The organism is Pedobacter psychrodurus (assembly GCF_004331735.1).
Taxonomy (GTDB): domain Bacteria; phylum Bacteroidota; class Bacteroidia; order Sphingobacteriales; family Sphingobacteriaceae; genus Pedobacter; species Pedobacter psychrodurus.
The window spans coordinates 19,225-41,326 of sequence record NZ_SJSO01000002.1 but is presented as its reverse complement, the minus strand read 5'-3'; the positions used below and the strand labels follow the sequence as shown (position 1 = coordinate 41,326).

Sequence of the window (22,102 nt, the reverse complement as noted above, 5' to 3'; positions counted from 1 at the left end):
TGTTCGGGAGATAAAACGGATAGACACAGATGCGATATTTAAATCTGTGTTTATCTATGAACATCTGTGGCAAAAAAGATTAAGTTAATAACATTGGTATTACCAGTTGGTGGCCGATTAACCGGCCCCAGCATCTTCTTTCTACCGAAGGCTCATCATCATGACCTCCATTTAGCGATGGCAACAGGCTGTTAAACCAAATTAATGGTTTATCTCATTTCTTTCAAAGCCTTTAAACTACTTAACGTGTCGGCATAATCCTGAACATTAAGGTTAATACCTGTTGTAAAATTGAGCCACAGTTATAGATTCATCTATAAAATGAACTCTTTTTCACCCGATTTTTAAACCAGTTCGTCGAGAATTAAGCTGTGTTGGTATAATTGAGTGTTTTCTGCTGCAACGTTTCGCCCATAGTGGCGTCTTATCTACAAAACAATCACAAAATATTAATTAAAAATATAAATAACAGCATTATGAAAACCTCAATCAAAACCCTAACAAAATCAGTATTAGCAGCTATCGTTTTAAGTTCTGCTATTTTCTCAACAAGTGTAATGGCAGGCGAGAAACAGCCAATCAAAATGTCGGCACCTAAAAACATCAGCCAAGTTATTGTAAGCGGAAATGTAGAAATTACGTTGATCCAAGGAGAAAAAGAAGCTGTAAGCTACAATGATGATAACACTGGTAAAGTAAAAGTGATCCAGGATGGACATGCATTAAAAATTAGTTCGGCAGATAGAAATACGGCTAAGATTACAGTTTATGTAAAAAATATTAACAGAGTACAGGCTTCTGAAAATGCATTAGTAAAAACTGCTGGCAAATTGGATACTAAATACCTTCAGGTATTTTTAAAAGGAAATGCGGTTGCAGAAATCGATTCAGATACAGAAAGTTTATACACTGTAATTGAAGGCCGTGCCGATTTAAAATTAAGCGGAGCTACCGGGGAGCATATCTTAGTAATGGGAAGCACACCAAAATTGAATCTAGACAGATTTGCCGCAATGAAAACACAAATGAGCTCACCAGTAACTGCTACAGAACAAACTGCTTCATTAGCAAAATAAGTTAACAACAATATTGAAAAGGGCTGCAAAAATATTTTGCAGCCCTTTTTTTGTTGCGTTGAGACAACCAAGAGATTAATATTTGAGGGCCTAAATCTATACCCCCATCAAAATGTTTATCTCTTTTAGCAAACAACAAGTATTAAGAGCCTGTTTAAAATGATATATTTTTTTACTTATGCAAACAGGCTGCATTATATCTGTGCCGTTTATCATTCCCACTTCATTGTCAGGAATTTTCAGTTTAAAGAAAAGAAAAAAGGACAAGCATTTTAACTTGTCCTTTCTTATTGATTGATTCAACTTTGAAGAATGTGATAATAGGGAAGCAATCCTCCTGAATTGAACGGATAGGAGAATAGGAAACTTTCTACTTTTTGTGCCTGTTATCTACCGATTTTTTCAGATCAATCGCCCAAACCGAAATATCACTCAATTTAACACCTGAAGATGTACGGATCTTCAGTGTATCCCAGTAACTATGTGGAAAAAAAATATCGGTCATCACCGTTAGTCCATTATCCGAAAAGAGCTCTACCGAAGTTTCATCGAGAATTAAGCTAAGCTTTAGATTTTTTGATTTTGAACTCCTTGGAGCAACGTGTTTTTTAGCAAATCCCTTTTCGAAAGATGTATTGCCAGCGCTCCTCCTGTCAATAAAATAATTGTCATTCTTTTCATCATAACCAATGATGAGCTGCTCTTTATCACGGTTTTCCAGTACAATATCTACCTTTTCTAACTTTGCGATACCTAAATCAAGTTTGAACTTTCCGTTTAGGGATTTGATATAAGAAGAGAGATTTAGCTCCGTACCGATAGAAAAGTTAGTTCTGTTGTACACAGATTTTAACAGTGGGCCTATTTCCTTTACAGGAACTGAACGAAGGTAATAGTCGTTCCCAACATTTTCAAGCGATAATTCCCTGGCGATTGTCATCGCTCCACGCCAGGCCTTGGTAGGCACCTGGTTGGCATATTGCCAATTGTTCATCCATCCAAGGAATATCTTACGGTCACCAGTGTTAGACCAGGTAACCCCTGCATAATTATCAGTACCGTAATCCACCCACTTCTCTTTGGTAGCGTTTGGCGTGAATTTATTCCCGTCAAAGCTTCCGGTAAAGTACTGCGTTGCAGAACCTCCGTTAGGACCTCCTGGATTGATGCTGACCAAAAGCACCCAAACTGTTTTACCATTGCTTTTAAGTGGAAACAGATCCGGACACTCCCATACGCCTCCGTGTGCGCCCAGGTTGGCTCCAAATTCGCTCTCGCGTTTCCAGGTTTTAAGGTTCGGGGAGGAGTAGAAAGTGATTCTATCCTTTGTAGCCAGGGTCATGATCCATTTCTTTCCCTGTTCGAACCACATCACCTTAGGATCCCTGAAATCGGTAATCCCGGGATTCGGCAGCACTGGATTTCCTTTATACTTTGTCCAGTGCGCTCCCTCGTCTGTACTATAGGCAATACTCTGGTACTGGTGCAAACCGGTCTTTGCCTCCTCGATCTTTTGGTTATGATGGGTAAATATGGCAACCATAGCATTCTTTCCAAATCCTGCAGTATTGTCTTTATCGATTACGGTACTTCCAGAGAAAATCATCCCAAGACTATCCGGATAAAGTGCGATGGGCTTTTCCTCCCAGTTGAATAAATCGCGGGTTACGGCGTGTCCCCAGTGCATAGGTCCCCATGTTGTTCCCCCTGGGTGATACTGGAAGAAAAGATGATAAACCCCTTTATAATATACCATGCCGTTGGGATCGTTCATCCAGTGTGCCTTTGGCGAGAAATGAAAAGCCGGCCTGTATTTTTCACTTTCGGTGGATTGAGCACTTGCGCCAATAGAAAATAGACTGCAAAGTAGAAAGATCGCCGGTTTTATAAATTTGTTTTTCATAATTTATTATTTTAATTTTTAGCAAATGAAGCTGTATTAAAAAGCATTTTCTTGATTGATTAACAAAATAATATTTCGGAAAGTCGTCATGCTCAGCTTGACTGGGCATCGTAATGCGCTTAATATTTATTTTTTTACGCTTTAAGATTCCCACCTGCGTGGGAATGACGAAAATCTCAAATTTAATTCTTTAACAATTCTTAAATTTATTTTTTTGATACAGCCTCTTTAAAATGCTACCATCCGTTATTCTGCTTGTATACTCCACCACTAAAGTTGATCTGGTTCAAAGGAATTGGAAAATATTCATCTCTTCCTAAAGTGAACCTGGCATCTGAAAGGTGGCTTACTCTTGATTTTTCAAGTGTAAAATAGGCATTCATAGTCTGGGAGGCAATACCCCACCTCACAAGATCAAAAAAGTGATAGCCCTCTGCTGCAAATTCAAGCCTCCTTTCAAACCTCAATGCCTGCCTTGCAAAATCGGGTGTCCAGTCGCAATTTACCCCAGGCTGATACGTCTGCACGTTATAGTTTGAAGTGGGACTACCCGCAGCAGTTTTCAACAGGTTTCGGCTTAAGTTCGCGCGGTTTCTAACCTGGTTGATTAATGTAACTGCCTCTAATGGCCTTCCAAGCTCTATGAGGGCTTCCGCCTTCCAGAGCAAGACATCAGAATAACGGATGATCTCCCAATTTTTGGAACTTCCGATGAAGGGCGGAACTTTCTGAAAAGAAGGATCATCGGGAAGCACGGCCTCTTTCATACTGGCAAATGCATCATATATAGCTGGTGCCCTTGACCAGGAACGCTGGAAAAGAAATGTTGATTTATATTTAAAGGGTGCACCTGGTCTGGCCACAGTGTGGTCAAGACGTGGATCAAATGAACTGCTTTGAAAATCTAAGGAAGCGGCAACATCATTATTATTATAGGTCGAGAAAAGCGGCAACCCATTGGTTCCTGTTTTAAAGGCATTGATCAGATCGTGGCTGGGCACATTGAAACCGCAGCATCCATATTCCTGATTCATCGGATAGTTAAGCGCATGCCCATAATCCAGTCTACCCTTTGGCGTACCGTCATCTTTTGAATACTGGATGGCGAAAACAGATTCGGCGCTGTTATCAAAAGCAGCTAAAAAGTTGTTGGCAAAATCGGTACTCAGGTTAAATTTTCCAGATGCGATGATCTCATCACATAAAGTATTCACTTCATTTAATTTAGAAGCATCAATACCGCTTATCGCATTATTTTCACTTTGGGTATAGGCCTGGTACAACAGTACTTTGGCGAGATAAGCTTTTGCAGCATTTCTATTTACCCTGCCTTTATCTGCCTGATCTACTGGCAGCGCCGTTGCGGCCGCCCTAAAATCATCTGCAATCTTTGTCCAAAGCGCATCGTTACTCAAGGCCCTGTTTGAAATTGTTGGATAGTCTGCCTTTGGCGTATTCTGATCGATGAAGGGTACGTATTTGAAAAGGATTTTGAGCAGAAAATAAAAGTGGCCCCTTAAAAACCGAAGTTCGCCCTGGCGCTGAACCTTGTTGGGATAATCAGTAGCAGACATGGCATCAACCCTTCTCAACGCATCATTAGCCCGACCGACACCAACATACAACCTGAACCACACCTGGTCGATAAGTGCATTATCAGGCCTGTTGAGCGAAAATGTCTCAAAAAGATGGAATTCCGAAAGATCGCCGGGACCATCGCCTCCCTTATAGGTATCTCCCCCGCGCACGCTCCCGTACGGCCACATGCTCGAGTATGGTGAGGTGTAGTGATCATTTCCAAGCGCTGAATAAGCCGCAATCACCATTTTATCAATATTCTGCGGAGTGTTCAAATCATCTCCTGAAACCACACCCTGTGCTGGTTCGTCAAGGGCTTTTTCGCATGAGAAGAAAAGCGTAGCGAAGAATACCAGTGTATATATTAATTTTTTCATTTTTTCTATAGCTAATTTTACAATGTGATATTAACACCAATGGTTCCAACAACAGGCACAGGAAATCCATAATTAGGAATTTCCGGATCGGTACCGGTAAAGGACTTGCTCTTGATGGTAAACAGGTTACTCCCTTGTACGAATACCCTGAAGTTTTGTATTTTCATGTTCAGTGCCTTTTTCAGGTTATAACCGATCTGAAGGTTGCGAAGCTTGAGGTAAGATCCGTTTTCTATGAAATAGGTCGAAAACCTGCCCTCGTTATTGCGGTCAACAAGCGTGAGCGCCGGAATGGTAGAGCCAGGATTTGAAGGGCTCCAGGCATCAAGTGTTCTGCTGCCCCAGTTTGTACCTGTCCAAAGCGAAGAAAAATCGGTATAGGTCTTAAAATCATTCACAACGTCCACATTGATGGCCTGTAGGAAAAAACTCATATCGAAGTTCTTGTAGCTGAGCGAAACATTCAGTCCATAAGTGAACTTAGGGCTATTGTCGCCTATAAAGTCACGGTCCAGATCGTTGATCACCCCATCATTATTTATATCCTTATATTTAATCCTGCCTAACCCCTTCCCAGGTTGGTTGGCATAAGCATCTACTTCTGCTTGCGAGGTAAAGAGGCCGTCGGCAACATATCCAAAATAGGAGTTTATAGGTCTTCCGAGTACGTTTTTATCGGTACCATTGCCCGGATAGGAAGCCAATACATCTTTAGGCAGATAGGTCACCTTATTCCTGTAGAGCGAAAAGTTACCCGTCAGGCTAAAGTTAAAATCCTCGCCAATCTTATCTTCATAGGTAAGAATCGCATCAAGCCCCTTGTTCTGAAGCGAAGCGCCATTGCTGTAGTTATTTCCTCCGTCTCCTAGTACCGCCAGGTAAGCCGGGCTGATTAGAATATCGGAGGTTTTCTTAATAAAATAATCAACAGATCCTGTAAGTTTATTGTTCCATAAACCGAAGTCCAGACCAAAATTCGACTCTTTTAGCGATTCCCATCTTAGGTTGTCGTTTCCCTGCTGGATAAGGGCAAAACCAGATGGCAGTTGGCCTGTACCTGCACCAGTGATATCGTATGCTGTACCTTTGTCAAAGTCCCATGTTGGGTCCGTACCGTAAATAGCAGAATACAATGAGCGGGTAGCGTTATTCGGAATCTCCTGGTTTCCGGAGCGGCCCCAACCATATCTCAGTTTTAGATCAGAAAATAAGCCCATATCCTTGATGAACTTTTCTTCACTCATCCTCCAGCCTAATGAGAAAGCAGGGAAAGTACCATAACGGTTTTCTTTACCAAAACGTGATGAGCCATCTCTCCTTAGGGTTACAGAGGCAATGTAACGGTCGTTGTAGCTGTAGTTCACCTTTCCGAAGTAAGATAACAGCCTATTTCCGGCACCACTTCCTCCGTTGAGGGTATTGGTGGTACCTGCGTTAAGGTAGGCATAGTCAATATTTTCGATCGCGAGACCTTGTCTGCTTGCCGAAAATTCCTGGCTGATGTTCTTGATGTATTCCTGACCGGCGAGTATCTCCAGGTTATGTTTATCCCTGGTGAGTTTATAGTTAAGGGTATTCTGCCAGATGATGTTGCCCTGATAAGTTTGTGAATTGCTCACCTGGTTTGCCGGATCGGCCAAAAAGCCGGAAACATATGATTTCTTCAACAGGCGCTGATAGCTACCATTATAGTCTACACCAAAATTTGTCCTGAAATTCAACCCGGGAATGATCTGGTAATCCGCGTATGCATTTCCGAAAAACCTGTAGAAATTATAGGTATTCTGTTTATTATCCTCTATTAGCCTAACTGGGTTCTGTCTGTCTGTCATTCCTGCCGCAGGTCCTCCCCAGCCTCCGTTTACGGTATATACCGGGACAACAGGTTGCTGCACGAGCGAAGCAAAAAGGATATCGCTTGCTGGTATCTGGGCATTCTTTATATAGCTTGCCGAAAAATTCTCGCCAATTTTTAACTTGTTGTCGAGGTAATTATAATCGGAATTGAATCTTGCCGTATATTTCTGACTTCTTGACCCCTTTACGATGCCTTTGTTATCATAATAACCTACCGAAAAAAGACTGTTGCCCTTCTCCCCGCCATTTGACAGGGCTGCATCGTAGGACTGGATGATTGAATTTTGTGCAATCTCATCAAACCAATACGTATCTGCAGCTTTCATAGTCTTTGCCGCATCAATATATTCAGGAAAGATTACGCGGTTGAGTACCGGGTTGTTAAAATTATTGTTCCAGTCATACTGATAGATCTGGTTATTATTTGGATTGGCCTTATCGTTTACGGCTGCCTGCCAGTAGGCACGGCCTCTTTCCTCAGCATTAAGCGTTTTAAGCTTGGTAGCATAATTCTGAATGGATGTAGAGGCATTGAAGTCGATCTTCGAATAGCCTTTCTTGGCCTTTTTTGTAGTAATGATGATTACACCATTTGCGGCGCGTGAACCGTAAATGGTTGCAGAAGATGCATCTTTTAGCACCTGGATGGATTCGATATCATTCTGGTTAAGCTGTTCAAGTCCATTCTTGGTCGGTACGCCGTCGATCACATACAGTGGATCGTTATTGCCCAGGGTCCCAATGCCACGGATCCTTACAGTCGCCTGGCCGGTTGGAGAGCCATCCGTGGTAATAAGCACACCAGGAACCCTTCCCTGCAGGGATTTTACGGCATTACCAGATGGTATGTCCCTGATCTTCGATACATCAACCACATTTACCGCTCCGGTGATGTCTTTCTTGCGTTCCTTCTGATAGCCCGTAACCACTACCTCGTTGAGGTTATTGATCGCGATGTCGAGCTTGACCTTAAGATTGGCCGATTCTGTGGTAATGGGAATAGTTAATGGTTCAGCGCCAATATAGATGAACCTGAGCAACTGACCGGTAGAAGCTTCGATTTTAAAACTGCCTTTGGCATCTGTAGTCACTGTTTTCTGGGTGCCTACGATAGCTACCGTTACAGCCTCCAGGGGAACGGATTCATTGTCGGTGACAACCCCGCTGATTAGCCTAGTCTGGCCAAAAGCCAGGCCTGTTGCCATACAGGCAAAAAGCCAGGTAAGGAAAATTTTTCTCATAAAATTCAGATTTGGTTAGTATTATGGTTGGTTAAAATATTTGTTCAATAAATTTTTTGTATTCTTCAATCTCATATTCCGGACAGCCCCCCTTTTTGGTGGCTATAAAAGCCCCCATCCCGATCGCATTCTTTATGATGGTTTTTGGTGACAATCCCAGTTGATGATTGGCAATGAAGGCCGCAAGAAAAGAATCTCCGCTTCCGATGGTGTCATTAACCTTTACCTCAGATCCCCAGGCATGGTAAGATTGATCCATCCGATAATAGGAAGCCCCAAATTCCCCTTTTGTCACGATCACTTCTGGAATATTAAAGCGTTCCTGTATAAAACGGACCTGCTCCCTCTCATTTACTAAACTTCCCCCGAAAAGTATCTGAACCATCTGGAGTTCCGACTCGTTAAATTTTATGATATCTGCCCGCTTCATCAAGTCTGCCAAAAGGCTCTTATTAAAAAAAGGAGGGCGGAGGTTAATGTCAAATACCTTTATTGCATCGCTTTCGAGGAACCTGAACAGCGTTTCTTTGGAAAGCGTATTTCTGGAGGCCAGGCTTCCATATACAAAATATATGGATGACTGCAGTGCGTTATCGATCCTGGACTGGTGATCAATAAAATCCCATGCAACAGGAAACACGATTTCATAAGAAACCTCATTTCTGCTACCTACCCGGGCAATCACTTCGCTGGTAGGGTGAATCGTATCGTGTTGAAGGAGGCTTTTGTTAATTTGCCAGCCATCAAGCAGACGTTCCAGTTTCAATCCCTTTTCATCATTGCCAATCTTACTGATTATACTAGTGGGCAGTCCGAGCTTATTGAGGTGATAGGCAACATTTAACGGTGCACCGCCCGGCATAGGCCCATCAGGTAGCACATCCCATAATATTTCGCCAAAGCATATAGCAGGTGTAATCATGTTCTTGTCTTTATTTATTTAGTGCATTACAATTCCGGTTTCTATCTGCTCCAGGGACTTGCCTTTTGTCTCAGGCATCATTTTCCAAACGAATACCAATTGCAGGACCATCATCGCAGAGAAAAAGAAAAATATATTTGCACCTCCAAACGATTCTGCCAGATATGGAAAGCAGAATGCAATCAGTGCTGCCATTACCCAATGGGTAGAACTGCCGAGTGTTTGCCCCTTTGCTCTGACCTGATTTGGGAAGATCTCGGAAATGAATACCCAGATAACCGCTCCCTGAGAAAAAGCAAAGAAAGCAATGAAGAGCATTACATAAATTGGGATTTCGAAACCGCTGGATGAACCGCCCAGAAATGCAAATGCAACAAGTCCAAGAGATACGATAAGGCCTACAGAACCAATAAGCATCAAGGTTTTTCGACCAACTTTATCGATGATATTAATAGCCAGTAGCGTAAAGATAAAATTGACCATTCCGATACCGACAGTGGATAAAAGCGAAGAATGTGCTCCAAGTCCTGCCATCTCAAATATTCTTGGCGCATAATAGATAATGGCGTTTATTCCGGATACCTGGTTAAAAAAAGCAAACAGCACGGCCAGGATAACAGGTGTTTTGTACTTTCCTGAAAAAAGTCCATCCGAAGATTTATCTTGCTGCATATCCTTACCTGACTTCCGGATAGCGGCAAGCTCTTCATTGCAGTTTAGTGGATTTATGATGCGCAGGATTTCCAATGCTTTATCGTAGGCATGTCGTTTGAGTATAAGCCATCTTGGACTTTCTGGAATAAAGTAGATTAGTACAAGGAATATTATTGAAGGAAATGCCTGGACACCAAGCATCCATCTCCAGGATGCTTCGCCCCCCTGGCTTAGCAAATAGTTTGACAGATAAGATATTAATATACCCAGTACAACATTGAACTGAAAAAGCCCTACAAGCCGGCCCCTTCTGTGTGCCGGGGATACCTCTGAAATATAAATAGGTGCGGTTACAGAAGATATGCCCACGCCCAGGCCACCCAAAAGGCGGAATACTAAAAAGATATACCAGTTATCTGCCAGAGCGGTACCAAGGGAAGAGAGTAAGTATGCAGCAGCCACGAAATAAAGTGTGTTTTTTCTTCCGAAATAATCAGATGGCCGAGATCCTACCAGAGAGCCGATCACCGTACCAATAAGTGCAATGGATATGGTAAGCCCATGCGCAAATGCGGAAAGGTTCCAGAACTGTTGAATGGATTTTTCGGCGCCGGATATAACGGCTGTATCGAATCCAAACAGAAAGCCGCCTAGGGCTACGACCATGGACCAGGCCAGGACGGAATGTTTTTTCATAAGGGTCTATTATTGGTTAAGGATTGCAAATTGGGCAAAAACAGGAAGGAAGGACAACAAATTTGTTTCAAAAGAATACAATTTCAAACCAAATTATAAAACATTTAAAAACAGATAGTTAACACAAAATAAATTTTAATTTTTTAGATGAGTTATGGTTTTTAGACATCATCATTAAGGTTTTGATACATCGGATAACCTTCCGGTTGGATCAGCCGGTAAGCCTCATTTTTTAAAACTTTCAAATTTCATTACCTTTAGGAGGTATTGTTATAAAGGATACTAACCAGATATCACCGGGAATTCAATCTCTCCCATTATTTGAATGATGAACATGGCCGCGAAGTTTCACACTCTTTCCAGAATATTTATCTCAATCATTCTTATCGCTATGCTCTGCAGTTGCGGTGAAAAGAAAAAAGAAACTGAATATGTAATTGGTTTTTCACAGTGCGTGGGCTCAGATCTTTGGCGGAAGACGATGTTAGAGGAGATGAAAATGGAACTCTCTTTGCATCCGGGTGCCAGACTAGTCTATAAGGATGCGAACAATAGCAGCAGCAAACAGATCGCCCAGGTTGGCGAACTATTAAAGATGAATATTGATCTGCTGATCATTTCTCCAAATGAGGCGCGCCCGCTTACTCCAATTGTTGACCAGGCATATAGTAGTGGTATACCTGTGGTTGTTATCGACAGGAAAACATCATCTTCAGGTTATACTGCGTATGTAGGTGCTGACAACTACCAGATTGGCAAAATGGCGGGGCAGTATGTTTCCGGCCTTCTTAAAGGAAAGGGAAATATTATGGAAATCATGGGACTTCCCGGTTCTTCTCCCACAGTAGAAAGAGAGAGAGGATTCGCACACGGACTCAAGAAAACCGGCAATATTAAAATTTCCCATCAGATTTATGGAGATTGGCTAAAGTCGCACGCAGCGCGTGAGCTTTTAAAAATGCGAAATGCACTGGATGCAACGGATGTAATTTTTGCACACAACGACCAGATGGCCTCAGCAGCCAGCGAAGTAATTAGCAAACTTGGAATAAAGCGTAAAATATCCATTGTCGGGGTTGATGCTTTGCCAGGCCAGGGCGGAGGACTACAGATGATCGATAGTAAGGTTATAGATGCGAGCATGCTCTATCCTACCGGAGGCAGGGAGGCTATCTCCACAGCATTCCGCATCCTTGGAAAAGAATCTGTACTCAAAGAAAACATACTTCAATCTGTGGTCATTGATTCATCGAATGTGCAACTGATGAAACTGCAGTGGAACAAATTCAGCAGTCAGCAGAGAGATATTGAGCGCCAGCAATCGCTTCTTTATGAGCAGCGTTCGCTTTTCCAGAACCAGCAAGTTATATTGAATGTAACGATTGTCACCTTAGTACTCTCTGTGGTTTTCGGGGGATTGGCCTTCTTTTCCCTGCTGGAAAACAGAAAAATAAATAAAAACCTCGAGGCGAACAATCTGGAGATTCTGGACCAACGAAACAAACTTATTGAGATGTCTAAAAAGGCCAAAGAGGCTACCGAAGCCAAGCTCAACTTTTTCACCAATATATCCCATGAATTCCGTACCCCCCTAACCCTGATCCTCTCTCCTCTGGAAGATTTGATTAATAATGAAAAAATTAATGCACTTGCAGGAAAAAACCTGAAACTAATCAATAAAAACGTTTTCCGGCTGTTGCGTCTGATCAATCAACTCATTGAGTACAGAAAGATTGAATACGGTAAGATGCGAATAAGATCAACATCGAACAATTTGATAGATTTCCTTTCGGACATCATCGAAACCTTTCAGCTCGCTGCAAAAAAGCAGAACATAGATCTGAGACTCTACACTAAAGAATCGGATATAACGGTTTGGTTTGATGTGAACATGCTAGACAAGGTCATGTTCAATCTGATATCAAACGCCCTGAAATTTACTCCTGTGAATGGAAAGGTCCACATTGCCCTCACCACAGATAGTTCCTATGTCTACATCAAGGTTGAAGACAATGGCCCTGGAATGGACCAGGAAGAAATCCTCCACATATTTGAACATTTTTACCAGGCGGAATCTAACGCGAAAAAAGGATCGGGGCTGGGCCTCTCCCTTTCCAAAGAACTGATGACGCTTTTGCATGGTGAGCTTAGCGTAGAAAGCAAGAAATGGCATGGAACGATTTTTACTGTTTCGCTCCCTTTGGGTTCCGAACACCTTCGTGAGGAGGATAAGCAGACTCAAAGCGAGAAAAGAGACGAACTTTACGAAAATGCAAAAATCTATACGAGCGAACTGGAGCATATTCAGGCAGAAAAAAACAGTGGCGCTTTTCACCAGATAAAGGAACAATCTATCCTGGTTATCGAGGATAATGCGGATCTTTTACATTATTTGGGTGAAAAGCTAGGAGATGAATACGAAGTATTTATTTCAAATACTGGTGAAAATGGGATCAACTCCGCCTACGGGCAGGTACCCGACCTCATCATCTCCGACGTCGTGTTGCCCGATATTTCAGGAAAAAAGATCACAGAAAAGCTCAAATCTGACATCCGCACCTCGCATATCCCTATTATCCTGCTCACCGCACAGGGAAGTGTGGAACAGCAAATCAATGGCTTCGAAAGTATGGCAGATGCCTATATCGTCAAACCCTTCAATTATGAATATTTACTTGCGACTGTGAGAAACCTGATGAAGAACAGGCTCTTGCTCAAATCCCATTACACAAGCGACATCAGCTCTGGAAACAGGCAACCTATTTCAAAGAGCCTGGATAGAAAATTTGTGAACGATTTTTCCGGCCTGGTGGAGCAGAACCTGGGCAATGAGAACTTCAGCGTCGATGAAATCAGCAAAGTATTGGGCGTTTCAAGGGTACAGCTGTATAGGAAAGTAAAAGCTTTACTCGATTGCAGTGTCACGGACTACATCATTAATAGAAGGCTGAAAAAAGCAAAATTTCTATTGATCAATGAAAGATATACAATCGCAGAAATTACTTATATGGTTGGATTCTCCTCACCAAATTATTTTTCTACCGTATTCAAATCAAAATATGGTATGAGGCCAAGTGAATTCAAGAGAAAGCAGGCTCCCCTTCCTTAGCCGGCCCTTATCGTAATGTCATTAAGTTAAGGGATTTATCGCAAAAAGATGTCAGTATAAATGACAAGAGGATTTTAGCTTCCGAGTTTGCTAAAATATTTTTAAAACTATAAAACCTGTCATGTTTTAGTTTACAATAAATTAATCCCGGAATCCTTATTCTTACTCGCATTATTAAAAATATTACTGAAGTTGATGAGCAAGTTGTGGGCTGAGGAGATTTTTCAAAAAGAGCAATGTTATTTTGAGCATTATTAGACAGGAATTAAAAGCTTACACATCATCCTGGAGTGGTTGCGTTCTGATTAAAAAATCAATCCTAATGCCTATTTTTGAAAACCCATATCCCCATAAAGGATAATACTCAATACTGCTTAAGCTCAATGATAACACGAAATTCTTTTTACCCGGCCATCCGGAACTTAATATCTTTACTTCTTATCCTATTTTTTTCTGGCCATGTGTTTGCGCAGAAAGATAAGCCTGTAGATAAGGGGCAGGATGTATCTATTCTTTCAGATTCTGCTACATTAACCAAGGGCGATTATCTCGCACACCTGGAAAAAGTATTTGAAACCGTTAATAAAGTTCCGGCAACCGTTGGCTCATTTAAGAAACTTAAGCCTATAGAAGCCCATTTAATTCAGGATGAAGCTGCACTGGCACTGCTTAAAAGCCGGTTAACGCAAAGCGACAGATCTCCAAACCTGCAAAATCTGCTGATGGACCAAACCCTGTTAGAAGAACTACAAAGCAATAACAAAGCGTGTTTATTAGATCTTAATGAATATGAAAAGGAGTTGCGGGCTTTAAAAACCGAAATTCTTAACCTGCGTAAGGATACTGTATTGATTAAAGTATTTACAGTACCTGCCATCCAGGTTATGTTTAAAGATCAGTTTGCCGAATTGAAGAAGAAACGCGTGGTAATGGATAGTTTATTGAGAACAACTACCTTATCAATCAACAATCTACAAGCCAGAACCTCTTCTAACCTCATCAATATTAAAGAGTTAATGTACCTTACCGATAGTCAGCTCGATGCGGTGAGCATTAAAGCTTTTGGTAAAGAGCGCCGTTATTTATGGGAGTCGGTAAACAAAAGGGCCAATAAAAGTATGGGCTTCCGTCGGTTTATCAAAGGAGAGCAAGAAATATCTGGCTATTATTTTGTGTACACCAGAAGCAGCCGGCTCTTATTGCTTTTCACCTGTACCATATTCTTCTTATGGGTGTTCTTCAATTTTAGAAGCGTAAAGCAACGGGGCCGTTTAGAAACCCTCGATGGTTTTTCACTGATCAGTCCGCAGCCTTATTTAATCACCTTTATCATGCTCTTTGCATTAGCCCCAATCTTCGATCTGAGGGCGCCTGCACTTTACATAGAAGCTGTAGAGATTATACTGGCTATTTTGCTCACTGTATTTTTCCGTAAAAAGCTAGGTTCAAAGTTATTTTACTACTGGTGCATATTTGTGGTACTTCTTCTTGCCCCGGTTTTCTTACGTCTTTTGGGTATGCCACCAAGGTACCAGCGCTGGCTCCTTCTGTTCCTCACTACCAGTTCCGTTGCTTATGGTATTATGGTATTGAAAATGCTCGATGAGAAAACCAAAAGGTATAAAATGATCCTTACCACAGGCTTTATTTATGTTGCCTTTGCCATCATTGCCACCTTTTGTAATCTATTTGGCCGCTTTACGCTCACGCAGATTTTTTATTCAACCGGGGTAAGCTCCCTTTTAAATGCCATATCGTTAACCATCCTGGCCAAAGTATTTGTTGAAGCCTTTTTGCTACAGATGAAAAGCAGTAGGATCCGTAAGGGATTTCCAGCGTATTTTGATTGGCAACCTGTAATTACCGGACTTAAAAGGCTTACGGGTATTGGTGCTACCCTAATCTGGTTTGTGATATTTACCACCAACCTGAATATTTTTAATGGGCTATATGAATCGGTAATGGAAATCCTGATTGAAAAAAGAACTATAGGCAGCTTCTCTTTTACTTTTGGGGGCATTGTATTGTTTTTGGGTATTATCTGGATTGCCAACTTTTTGCAGAAGTACATTGCCTATTTCTTTGGCGATACAGGCGATGATAGTTTTGATGATAACAAAGGAGAGCGATCTAAATTACTGGTAACCCGCTTGATATTGCTTATTGGAGGATTTATGATCGCTGTTGCTGCCTCCGGACTCCCTATCGATAAAATCACGGTTATTCTTGGTGCATTGGGTGTTGGAATTGGGTTGGGCTTACAGAATATTGTAAGCAATTTTGTATCGGGGATTATCCTCATTTTTGATAAAACCATCCGCATAGGCGATATTGTGGAGCTGAGCAATAAAAAAGGAAGGGTAAAGGAAATCGGCGTACGCTCCAGTACTTTACTTAGCGACGAAGGCGCAGAAATTATTATCCCCAACGGCTCCATTTTATCGAACAACATCATCAATTGGACACTGAGCAATAACCAGATGCGGGTAGATATTTCTCTATCGATTGCCAAACCCTTTAATTCTACCGAAGTGGTAAACCTGATCAGAGAAATTATTGTAGAGAACAGTAATGTTTTTATCAGCAAAGAACCGATTATTATGATCAGCCCGGTAAGTAAGCTGAACAGCAATATTAACATCTATTTCTGGTGTAAGGATATTTCTAAAGCCGACTTAACCAGAAGTATGATTAATGCACAGATATTTGAGGTATTTGAAGAAAAGAACATCGAAATTTTATAATAAGCATTGTTGCAATATGTCCAATTTTTCTTTAAATCTGGACATATGGCCGTAATGTGTTCAGATTTTGAGCACATGTAAAAATGCATGATGGATGCTGAAACAACTTCAGTATGACGGAGGAAGTGAATTTTCGTACACGGATGAAACTCACTAAAGCAAAACATTAGACCGATAAATCAAAATGTGTTTTTTACCTTTACAACATGAGCAAATTTGTCCTTTCCGAAATAAACATCTATCCCATTAAATCGCTGGGCGGAATTCGACTTGAAAAAGCCCAGCTCGAAGAGAAAGGGCTCCAGTATGACAGGAGATGGATGCTTGTTGATGAAGAAGGCATATTTATTACCCAGCGGAAACATTTTGAACTGGCACTGCTGCAAGTAAATATTAGTGATGGTAAATTAACCGTTTCTCATAAAACATCACCCGAGCAAAGCATATCCTTTTCATTGGATGAAGATACAGGAGAACAGATATCTGTTGTAATTTGGAACGATACCGCTACGGCACTTGAAGTAAATAAAAGCGTAAACGATTGGTTTTCTGATTTCCTTAAATTTAAGGTTAAATTGGTAAAAATGCCTTTGACTGAAAAGAGATTGGTGGATCGGGATTATGCTTTGAATGAAGAGGTAGTAAGCTTTGCTGATGGTTATCCCTGTCTGATTATAGGCCAATCTTCTTTGGATGGACTAAACGAAAAGCTCACGGAACCAATTTTTATGGACCGTTTCCGCCCAAATTTTGTTTTTACAGGTGGAGAGCCTCATGTTGAAGACAATTTTCAAAATTTTCAGATTGGCGAGGTACTGTTTTCTGCGGTAAAACCATGTGCAAGATGCGTATTGATTACCATCGATCAGCAAACCGGCGAAAAAGGGCAGGAACCTTTAAGAACATTGGCCGGTTACCGCACAGTAGGCAAAAAAATCATGTTCGGACAGAACCTGCTGCATCAGCATACTGGAATTATCAGTGTTGGCGATGAACTAAGGGTTATAGACTGGAAAGGGAAAAACTAACTTCCTATAAAGGCCTGTAGCATACAAACTGGATCCAGTTAATAAATCTATACATTCATCAACTGGATCAATTTTAATACTTTAATTCAAAGGATGAAAAAGAGGCCCTTTGCGCTGAATTTCCTTTAAAGTGAAGACCAATACGTGGGCTCCTATCCCATTGTGGTAAAAAATTACCAGTAAACTTTTCTTTTGAGGGAAGGTTTTCCCATTCCTGATCTCCTTGTTTAAAAAACACCATCAGGCCTGAATCTGCCATGGCCTTCATTTTAAGTTCTACCTGGCCTTTTGCTGATAGCTTTGTTTTCGAGAGCACAGTTCTGCCCTTATTATCTACCTTCCAAAATTCTACTTCATCTCCAGTTACACCCACGCCTACAGCAGCATTGGCATCGCCATAATACACCAGACCTTTTAAGGCATCGTTTGTATTTTTAACTTTTGTGGTTACTTCAAAAACTCCTGATACCGGTCTAACGGTTAATGCGATTCCGCTTAGGTTATCTTTTTTAATATCGCCCGATAAATGGATCTGGCCATTAAGTTGTGAAATTTTTGGAGAGGAGTTCCTAAAATCCCACTGCCATTTTTTATCGATATTGGATTGGGTAAAGATAATTTTCAGATCATTATTAATGTTTGGTCCACTTTGCGCTTTGAGTGCCGGCCATGCATTTTTTTGTGGCCACACCAATTGCGCCAGCATGCCCTGCCGGCCGCTAAAAACATTGGTATTTTTATCATAGGCGTGATAGAGGTAATAACTTTTTTCATCTGCTGTTTTCACAAAAGTACCGTGACCAGAACATTTCCAGTACGCATTCTCTGCCAATAAGGGATTGGCCCGATAAAGTTCATATGGTCCGGCAAATGATTTTGATCTGGCAACCCTTACATTGTAATCACATTGCGCACCACAACAGTTTCCTGCAGAATAAAAAAGATAGTAATACCCATCTTTTTTCAGGATACTCTGCCCCTCCAGACCGATGCGCTGTTCATCTTTAAGCAGCGAAAAAGGTTCCCCTTCGATGTGAAGACCATCCTGCGAAAGTTTATAAGCCAAAATTTCAATTGGCCGCTTATCAAGGCCATATGCTTTAAAGGTAATATATCTTGTAGCACCATCGAGATAAACAAATGCATCGATCGACTCTTTACCGTAATCGATTATTACACCTTTATCGACAAAGCCCCGGTCTGGAAATTTAGAAATTGCCACGCCAATGCATGAAACGTTGTCGCTTTTTCGCCTTGCGGTATAATAGATGAAATAGGTTTTGTCATGATAGTCATATTCCGGCGCCCAGAACGAACCCGAAGTCCATTGGGGTGCATGGTCAAAAACATATCCGGACTGCTTCCAGTCGAGTAAATTCTTAGAAGTATAAATAGGAAAATGTGGTGCCCATTCGGAAGAAGTACCGATGGCATAATACTGGTTATTGGCCCTGATGATGGAAGGGTCGGCAAAATCTCCGGCAATTACCGGCGCTATAACAACCTGTGCAGATAAAAGATTCGCGATCAGGAGCAGTTTAACTGTTATCGCTAATATTAGGTATTTTAAAGACTTCATTTTATTATTTAGTTTTTTTTGTACTAAAGGCCAGTTGCTGGCACGATTTCAAAATTGTTATAGCGCTAAAGGGACATCACCTGAGTTTAACTTCTTTTTTGATATTTATGCTTTCATTTATAATCCGGACCGGACCTAAAAGTCCGGATTCCAATAAAGGTGAATCTGAACTGTATTGCTTAGATGTGGTAAAGGTAAATCTGCCACTGGTTCGTGGCTTGCCGCTTAACAACCATTGCGGCCATTGGCCACCGGCAATCCCATCATCGGGTTTTGCTTCATCACCGATCAGCCGATTAGCCCAAAGGTTGGCAATTTCTATAATGAGTTCGTTTTTCCCTGGTTTAACCTGAGCGGAAATATCGATTTTCCAAGGCGACGTCCATAACACGCCAACCACTTTTCCATTAAGACTTACACGGGCAAGGTTCTTCACCTTTCCAAGCTCCAGATAGGTTTCTCCTTTAAGCTTACCTGCTTTAAAATCAAAAGTTTTGTGGTAGGCCGCAATCCCCGAATAATATTTGATGCCTTCAAGTTTATTTTTAGACCAATCAGACAGGGAATCAAAAACCACTTTTTCTGGTCCTCCCCATTTCGGGTCAAAACTCACTCCCCATGGTCCTTTGAGGGTGAGCAGTTCCTGGTGCTGTGTTTCATGCAGACCAGCTACCTGCATATTGCGATTTTCCTTAGAAAACACCACAAAGCAGCTCTGATAAGGCGCCAATGCTATCGGGATCATCGTTTTTGTTTTCGTAACAGTGAAATCACTTACCTGTTTAATCTTAGCAGTAACCGCATCCCAAATCTCCGGAGCGCCTTTTACCGACCTGAAAGCAGCTTTAAAACTGATAGCGCTATCGCTGGTATTAGAAAGGAAATAAATGTCCCAATTCCCGTTGGTACGATGGGTATATCTTACAGGCGCCATTGTAACGAAATCCTCTTCCAATGGTAATTTATGCAGTAGCTCAGCTGTTTGCCCATAATGAGGATAAAGATGGTCCTGTTGTTTACGCAACGCTTCTCCCCAGATGATTGTTCCTTTACCGTAATGTTTTGCCTCCTGTGTTTTGGGCAATTGCCCCTGCCCCCATATTTCGCGAACGATCTTTTTAATCTGCTGATCACAACCGGGATAACCTATCAAACTCGGTGAACGCTTTGGTGGGTTGCCGATAACGGTTGCGCCATTACTGATCAGTGATGAAATCTTGGTAAGCAGTTCGGGTGTCATGGTTTCACTTTCGGGGAGTACCAGTATGCGGTATCTGGCACCGCTTGGAAATACAATATAGCGGTTTTCTACATACGCTTTCATAAGCTGTGCAGGCGCACACCCATCAAAATTATAACCGCTGCGGTCGGCCAGGGTATCGCCTCTCAGCGCTGAAGAAGGAGGGACAAAAACATGCGGTGAACCTTCGGGAGTAAGATAAAGAATGTCGGCAACGGTTCTTCCCTGCTGCAACAGGTACTGGCATCTGCTTACATAGGCATGATAAGCATTTACCATGGGCCACCAGGTCTGGTTTCTATCCCAGTGTACACCATATGGCCCCATCGTTGCCCCAGGTTTGAGCGAATCTGGCAAAAACTGATTCTGAAAGGTGTGGTATACGAAGCGGTTCACCCCAGCTGCAAATGCCCAGTCTCCCTGGTTTTTCATGCTGGTTGGATGTTGTTTCCAACCTTCATTATCCTGAGCGGTAAAAGCTTCTGCCGGAATAAGCGAATGCCCCATCACATGACCTATCGAAGTGGCCTCAATAACACTATAAGTAGAATTGAATCCAAATCCCTTACTCCAGAATTCGGCCATGGGTACATCTGCCACCGCCCCAAGCCGAAGATCAGCGGTTGGGTTCATGTCATAAGGCTCAATGGAAAGGGATAAGCCATGACGATGCGCATAAGCTTTTACCTGTTCTGCGTGGTTTTTCAGAATAAGTTCCTGAGCAGTCTCTCTCAGGTCCCATAAAAAGCGTTCGCTTTCTTGCAAACTACCTACAACATTCCCTGAATAGACAGGAAAATATTTTAGCGGATCGTAGCCCCTGCTTTTGATAAAAGCTAGCCTAAAATTGCCTGTCCAGTTCTGTGCGCCCATTTCCCAGCTGTCCATATGCAGCCGCTTAAGCCCACCCGGGATATCCTTCCTGGTTTTGTTTATACTACCTAACAGTTTACCCACATAGGTATCCAAATGATGGTTTAACGCAAGGGTATCGAATTTATCAGATTCAAAGCCAAGACCCGGAACGGGTGCCGGCCTGGTTATCGCCCCGTTATTGCGTGCACCAAAGCGCATAACCGTCCATTTACCGGAAGGCGGCGTCCAGTTCAGCGCACCATCTGAAGACATTTTGGAAGTGAGATCTAAAATAGCTGATTTTTCTATGCCTTTTCCTGTCTGCATGGCAATTCGAGAGGGAAGATAGGGTTTTACCGTTCCAGAACTATAAGGTGCACGGTAGTAAAGGGACTTTTCATCAATATCCGCTATTTTGGTTATTTGTTCTTCAAAAGGAAAAGCTAGCACCGCCACATCCTTATAATAAGCCATCCAGTCCTTTTTAAAATCAACGGTAAGATTGTCTTCACCGAAAAATGGCCTTTTTGGCTTAGGGACTGGCAATATAATCTTGCCTTTATCTGCCGATGAAACCACTACCTGACTGGAAACAAGGTGCTGCATAGATTCCTCGGCTTTTACCCAAGGCCCACCGCTTCCTGTCCATCCCGGTCCAATACCTAAAGTGATCTCGATGCCAAGCCGCCTGGCTTCTCTTTCTGCATGTGCAAAAAGATTGATCCACTGCTTGCTTAAAAAATCTACTTTGCCGCGGGGTATACCCACATTAACTTCCAGAAAAACCAGGTTACCGATACCGGCTTTTTTCATGGATTCGAGATCTTTGCTTATCGATTCTTTAGAAAGGTTCCCATCCATAAAATACCAGTATACCCCAGGTTTATAGCTATCCTTTGGAAGGAGGAAGTTAGCCTTCATTTCACTTACACGCTGTTTTGGCACATTGATCTGCGATTTTACAACGTTGGTCGCAAAAAAGCATAAAATCAGATAAACATATTTATTTCTCAAAAATGCCATGGGGTTTGAATAGTTGAGCGCTTTCATTTTTCGGTATATCTTATATTTGGTTAAAAATCAGCTTACGCCAAATGTGGCACTACTTCATTAAGCAATCTGCAAGTAAATCGTTTTATTAACAAATATATCATAATTCAGATCAGCTGTTTTTACCGAAATGCATTTTATTTTGCGGTTTTTGATAAATATAATTTAAAATATCAACATCAAAAAAGTCATC

At 41.8% G+C, this 22,102-nt stretch carries 11 protein-coding genes; 4 read left to right on the top strand and 7 right to left on the bottom strand.

Annotation, left to right across the window (positions count from 1 at the left end; translation table 11 throughout):
• Nucleotides 1-476: 476 nt before the first annotated feature.
• A complete protein-coding gene (locus EZ456_RS01885) occupies nucleotides 477-1,076 on the top strand; it encodes a GIN domain-containing protein (RefSeq protein WP_131526794.1) in 600 nt (199 codons plus the stop codon).
• Between the two features lie 370 nt (nucleotides 1,077-1,446).
• Here the strand turns inward: EZ456_RS01885 and EZ456_RS01880 are convergent, their stop codons facing one another.
• The 5 genes from EZ456_RS01880 to EZ456_RS01860 all read right to left on the bottom strand — a co-directional run bounded on the left by EZ456_RS01880 (nucleotide 1,447) and on the right by EZ456_RS01860 (nucleotide 10,304).
• Entirely contained in the window at nucleotides 1,447-2,979 is a 1,533-nt protein-coding gene (locus tag EZ456_RS01880) for a glycoside hydrolase family 32 protein (RefSeq protein WP_131526792.1), read from the bottom strand.
• Between the two features lie 236 nt (nucleotides 2,980-3,215).
• Complete coding sequence (locus EZ456_RS01875) at nucleotides 3,216-4,934, bottom strand: RagB/SusD family nutrient uptake outer membrane protein (RefSeq protein WP_131526790.1); 1,719 nt, start codon at nucleotides 4,932-4,934, stop codon at nucleotides 3,216-3,218.
• 17 nt (nucleotides 4,935-4,951) lie between these two features.
• On the bottom strand, nucleotides 4,952-8,032 hold the full coding sequence (locus EZ456_RS01870; protein ID WP_131526788.1) for a SusC/RagA family TonB-linked outer membrane protein: 3,081 nt from the start codon (nucleotides 8,030-8,032) through the stop codon (nucleotides 4,952-4,954).
• A 31-nt stretch (nucleotides 8,033-8,063) separates the two neighbouring features.
• Nucleotides 8,064-8,954, bottom strand: a complete 891-nt coding sequence (locus tag EZ456_RS01865; RefSeq protein WP_131526786.1) for a carbohydrate kinase family protein — start codon at nucleotides 8,952-8,954, stop codon at nucleotides 8,064-8,066.
• 18 nt (nucleotides 8,955-8,972) lie between these two features.
• Entirely contained in the window at nucleotides 8,973-10,304 is a 1,332-nt protein-coding gene (locus EZ456_RS01860; protein WP_131526784.1) for a sugar porter family MFS transporter, read from the bottom strand.
• Between the two features lie 334 nt (nucleotides 10,305-10,638).
• Between EZ456_RS01860 and EZ456_RS01855 the strand changes: the two genes are divergently transcribed.
• The 3 genes from EZ456_RS01855 (at nucleotide 10,639) to EZ456_RS01845 (ending at nucleotide 17,185) form a co-directional block, all read left to right on the top strand.
• Nucleotides 10,639-13,413, top strand: a complete 2,775-nt coding sequence (locus EZ456_RS01855) for a substrate-binding domain-containing protein (protein WP_225876448.1) — start codon at nucleotides 10,639-10,641, stop codon at nucleotides 13,411-13,413.
• A 383-nt stretch (nucleotides 13,414-13,796) separates the two neighbouring features.
• Nucleotides 13,797-16,157, top strand: coding sequence for a mechanosensitive ion channel family protein (locus EZ456_RS01850; protein WP_131526782.1), 2,361 nt, complete (start codon nucleotides 13,797-13,799; stop codon nucleotides 16,155-16,157).
• A 206-nt stretch (nucleotides 16,158-16,363) separates the two neighbouring features.
• On the top strand, nucleotides 16,364-17,185 hold the full coding sequence (locus tag EZ456_RS01845; RefSeq protein WP_131526781.1) for an MOSC domain-containing protein: 822 nt from the start codon (nucleotides 16,364-16,366) through the stop codon (nucleotides 17,183-17,185).
• Nucleotides 17,186-17,258: 73 nt separating this feature from the next.
• Here the strand turns inward: EZ456_RS01845 and EZ456_RS01840 are convergent, their stop codons facing one another.
• Together EZ456_RS01840 and EZ456_RS01835 are read right to left on the bottom strand one after the other, a co-directional pair.
• Nucleotides 17,259-18,764, bottom strand: coding sequence for a glycoside hydrolase family 43 protein (locus tag EZ456_RS01840; RefSeq protein ID WP_131526780.1), 1,506 nt, complete (start codon nucleotides 18,762-18,764; stop codon nucleotides 17,259-17,261).
• 76 nt (nucleotides 18,765-18,840) lie between these two features.
• Complete coding sequence (locus EZ456_RS01835; RefSeq protein ID WP_205945005.1) at nucleotides 18,841-21,909, bottom strand: glycosyl hydrolase; 3,069 nt, start codon at nucleotides 21,907-21,909, stop codon at nucleotides 18,841-18,843.
• Nucleotides 21,910-22,102: the final 193 nt, after the last annotated feature.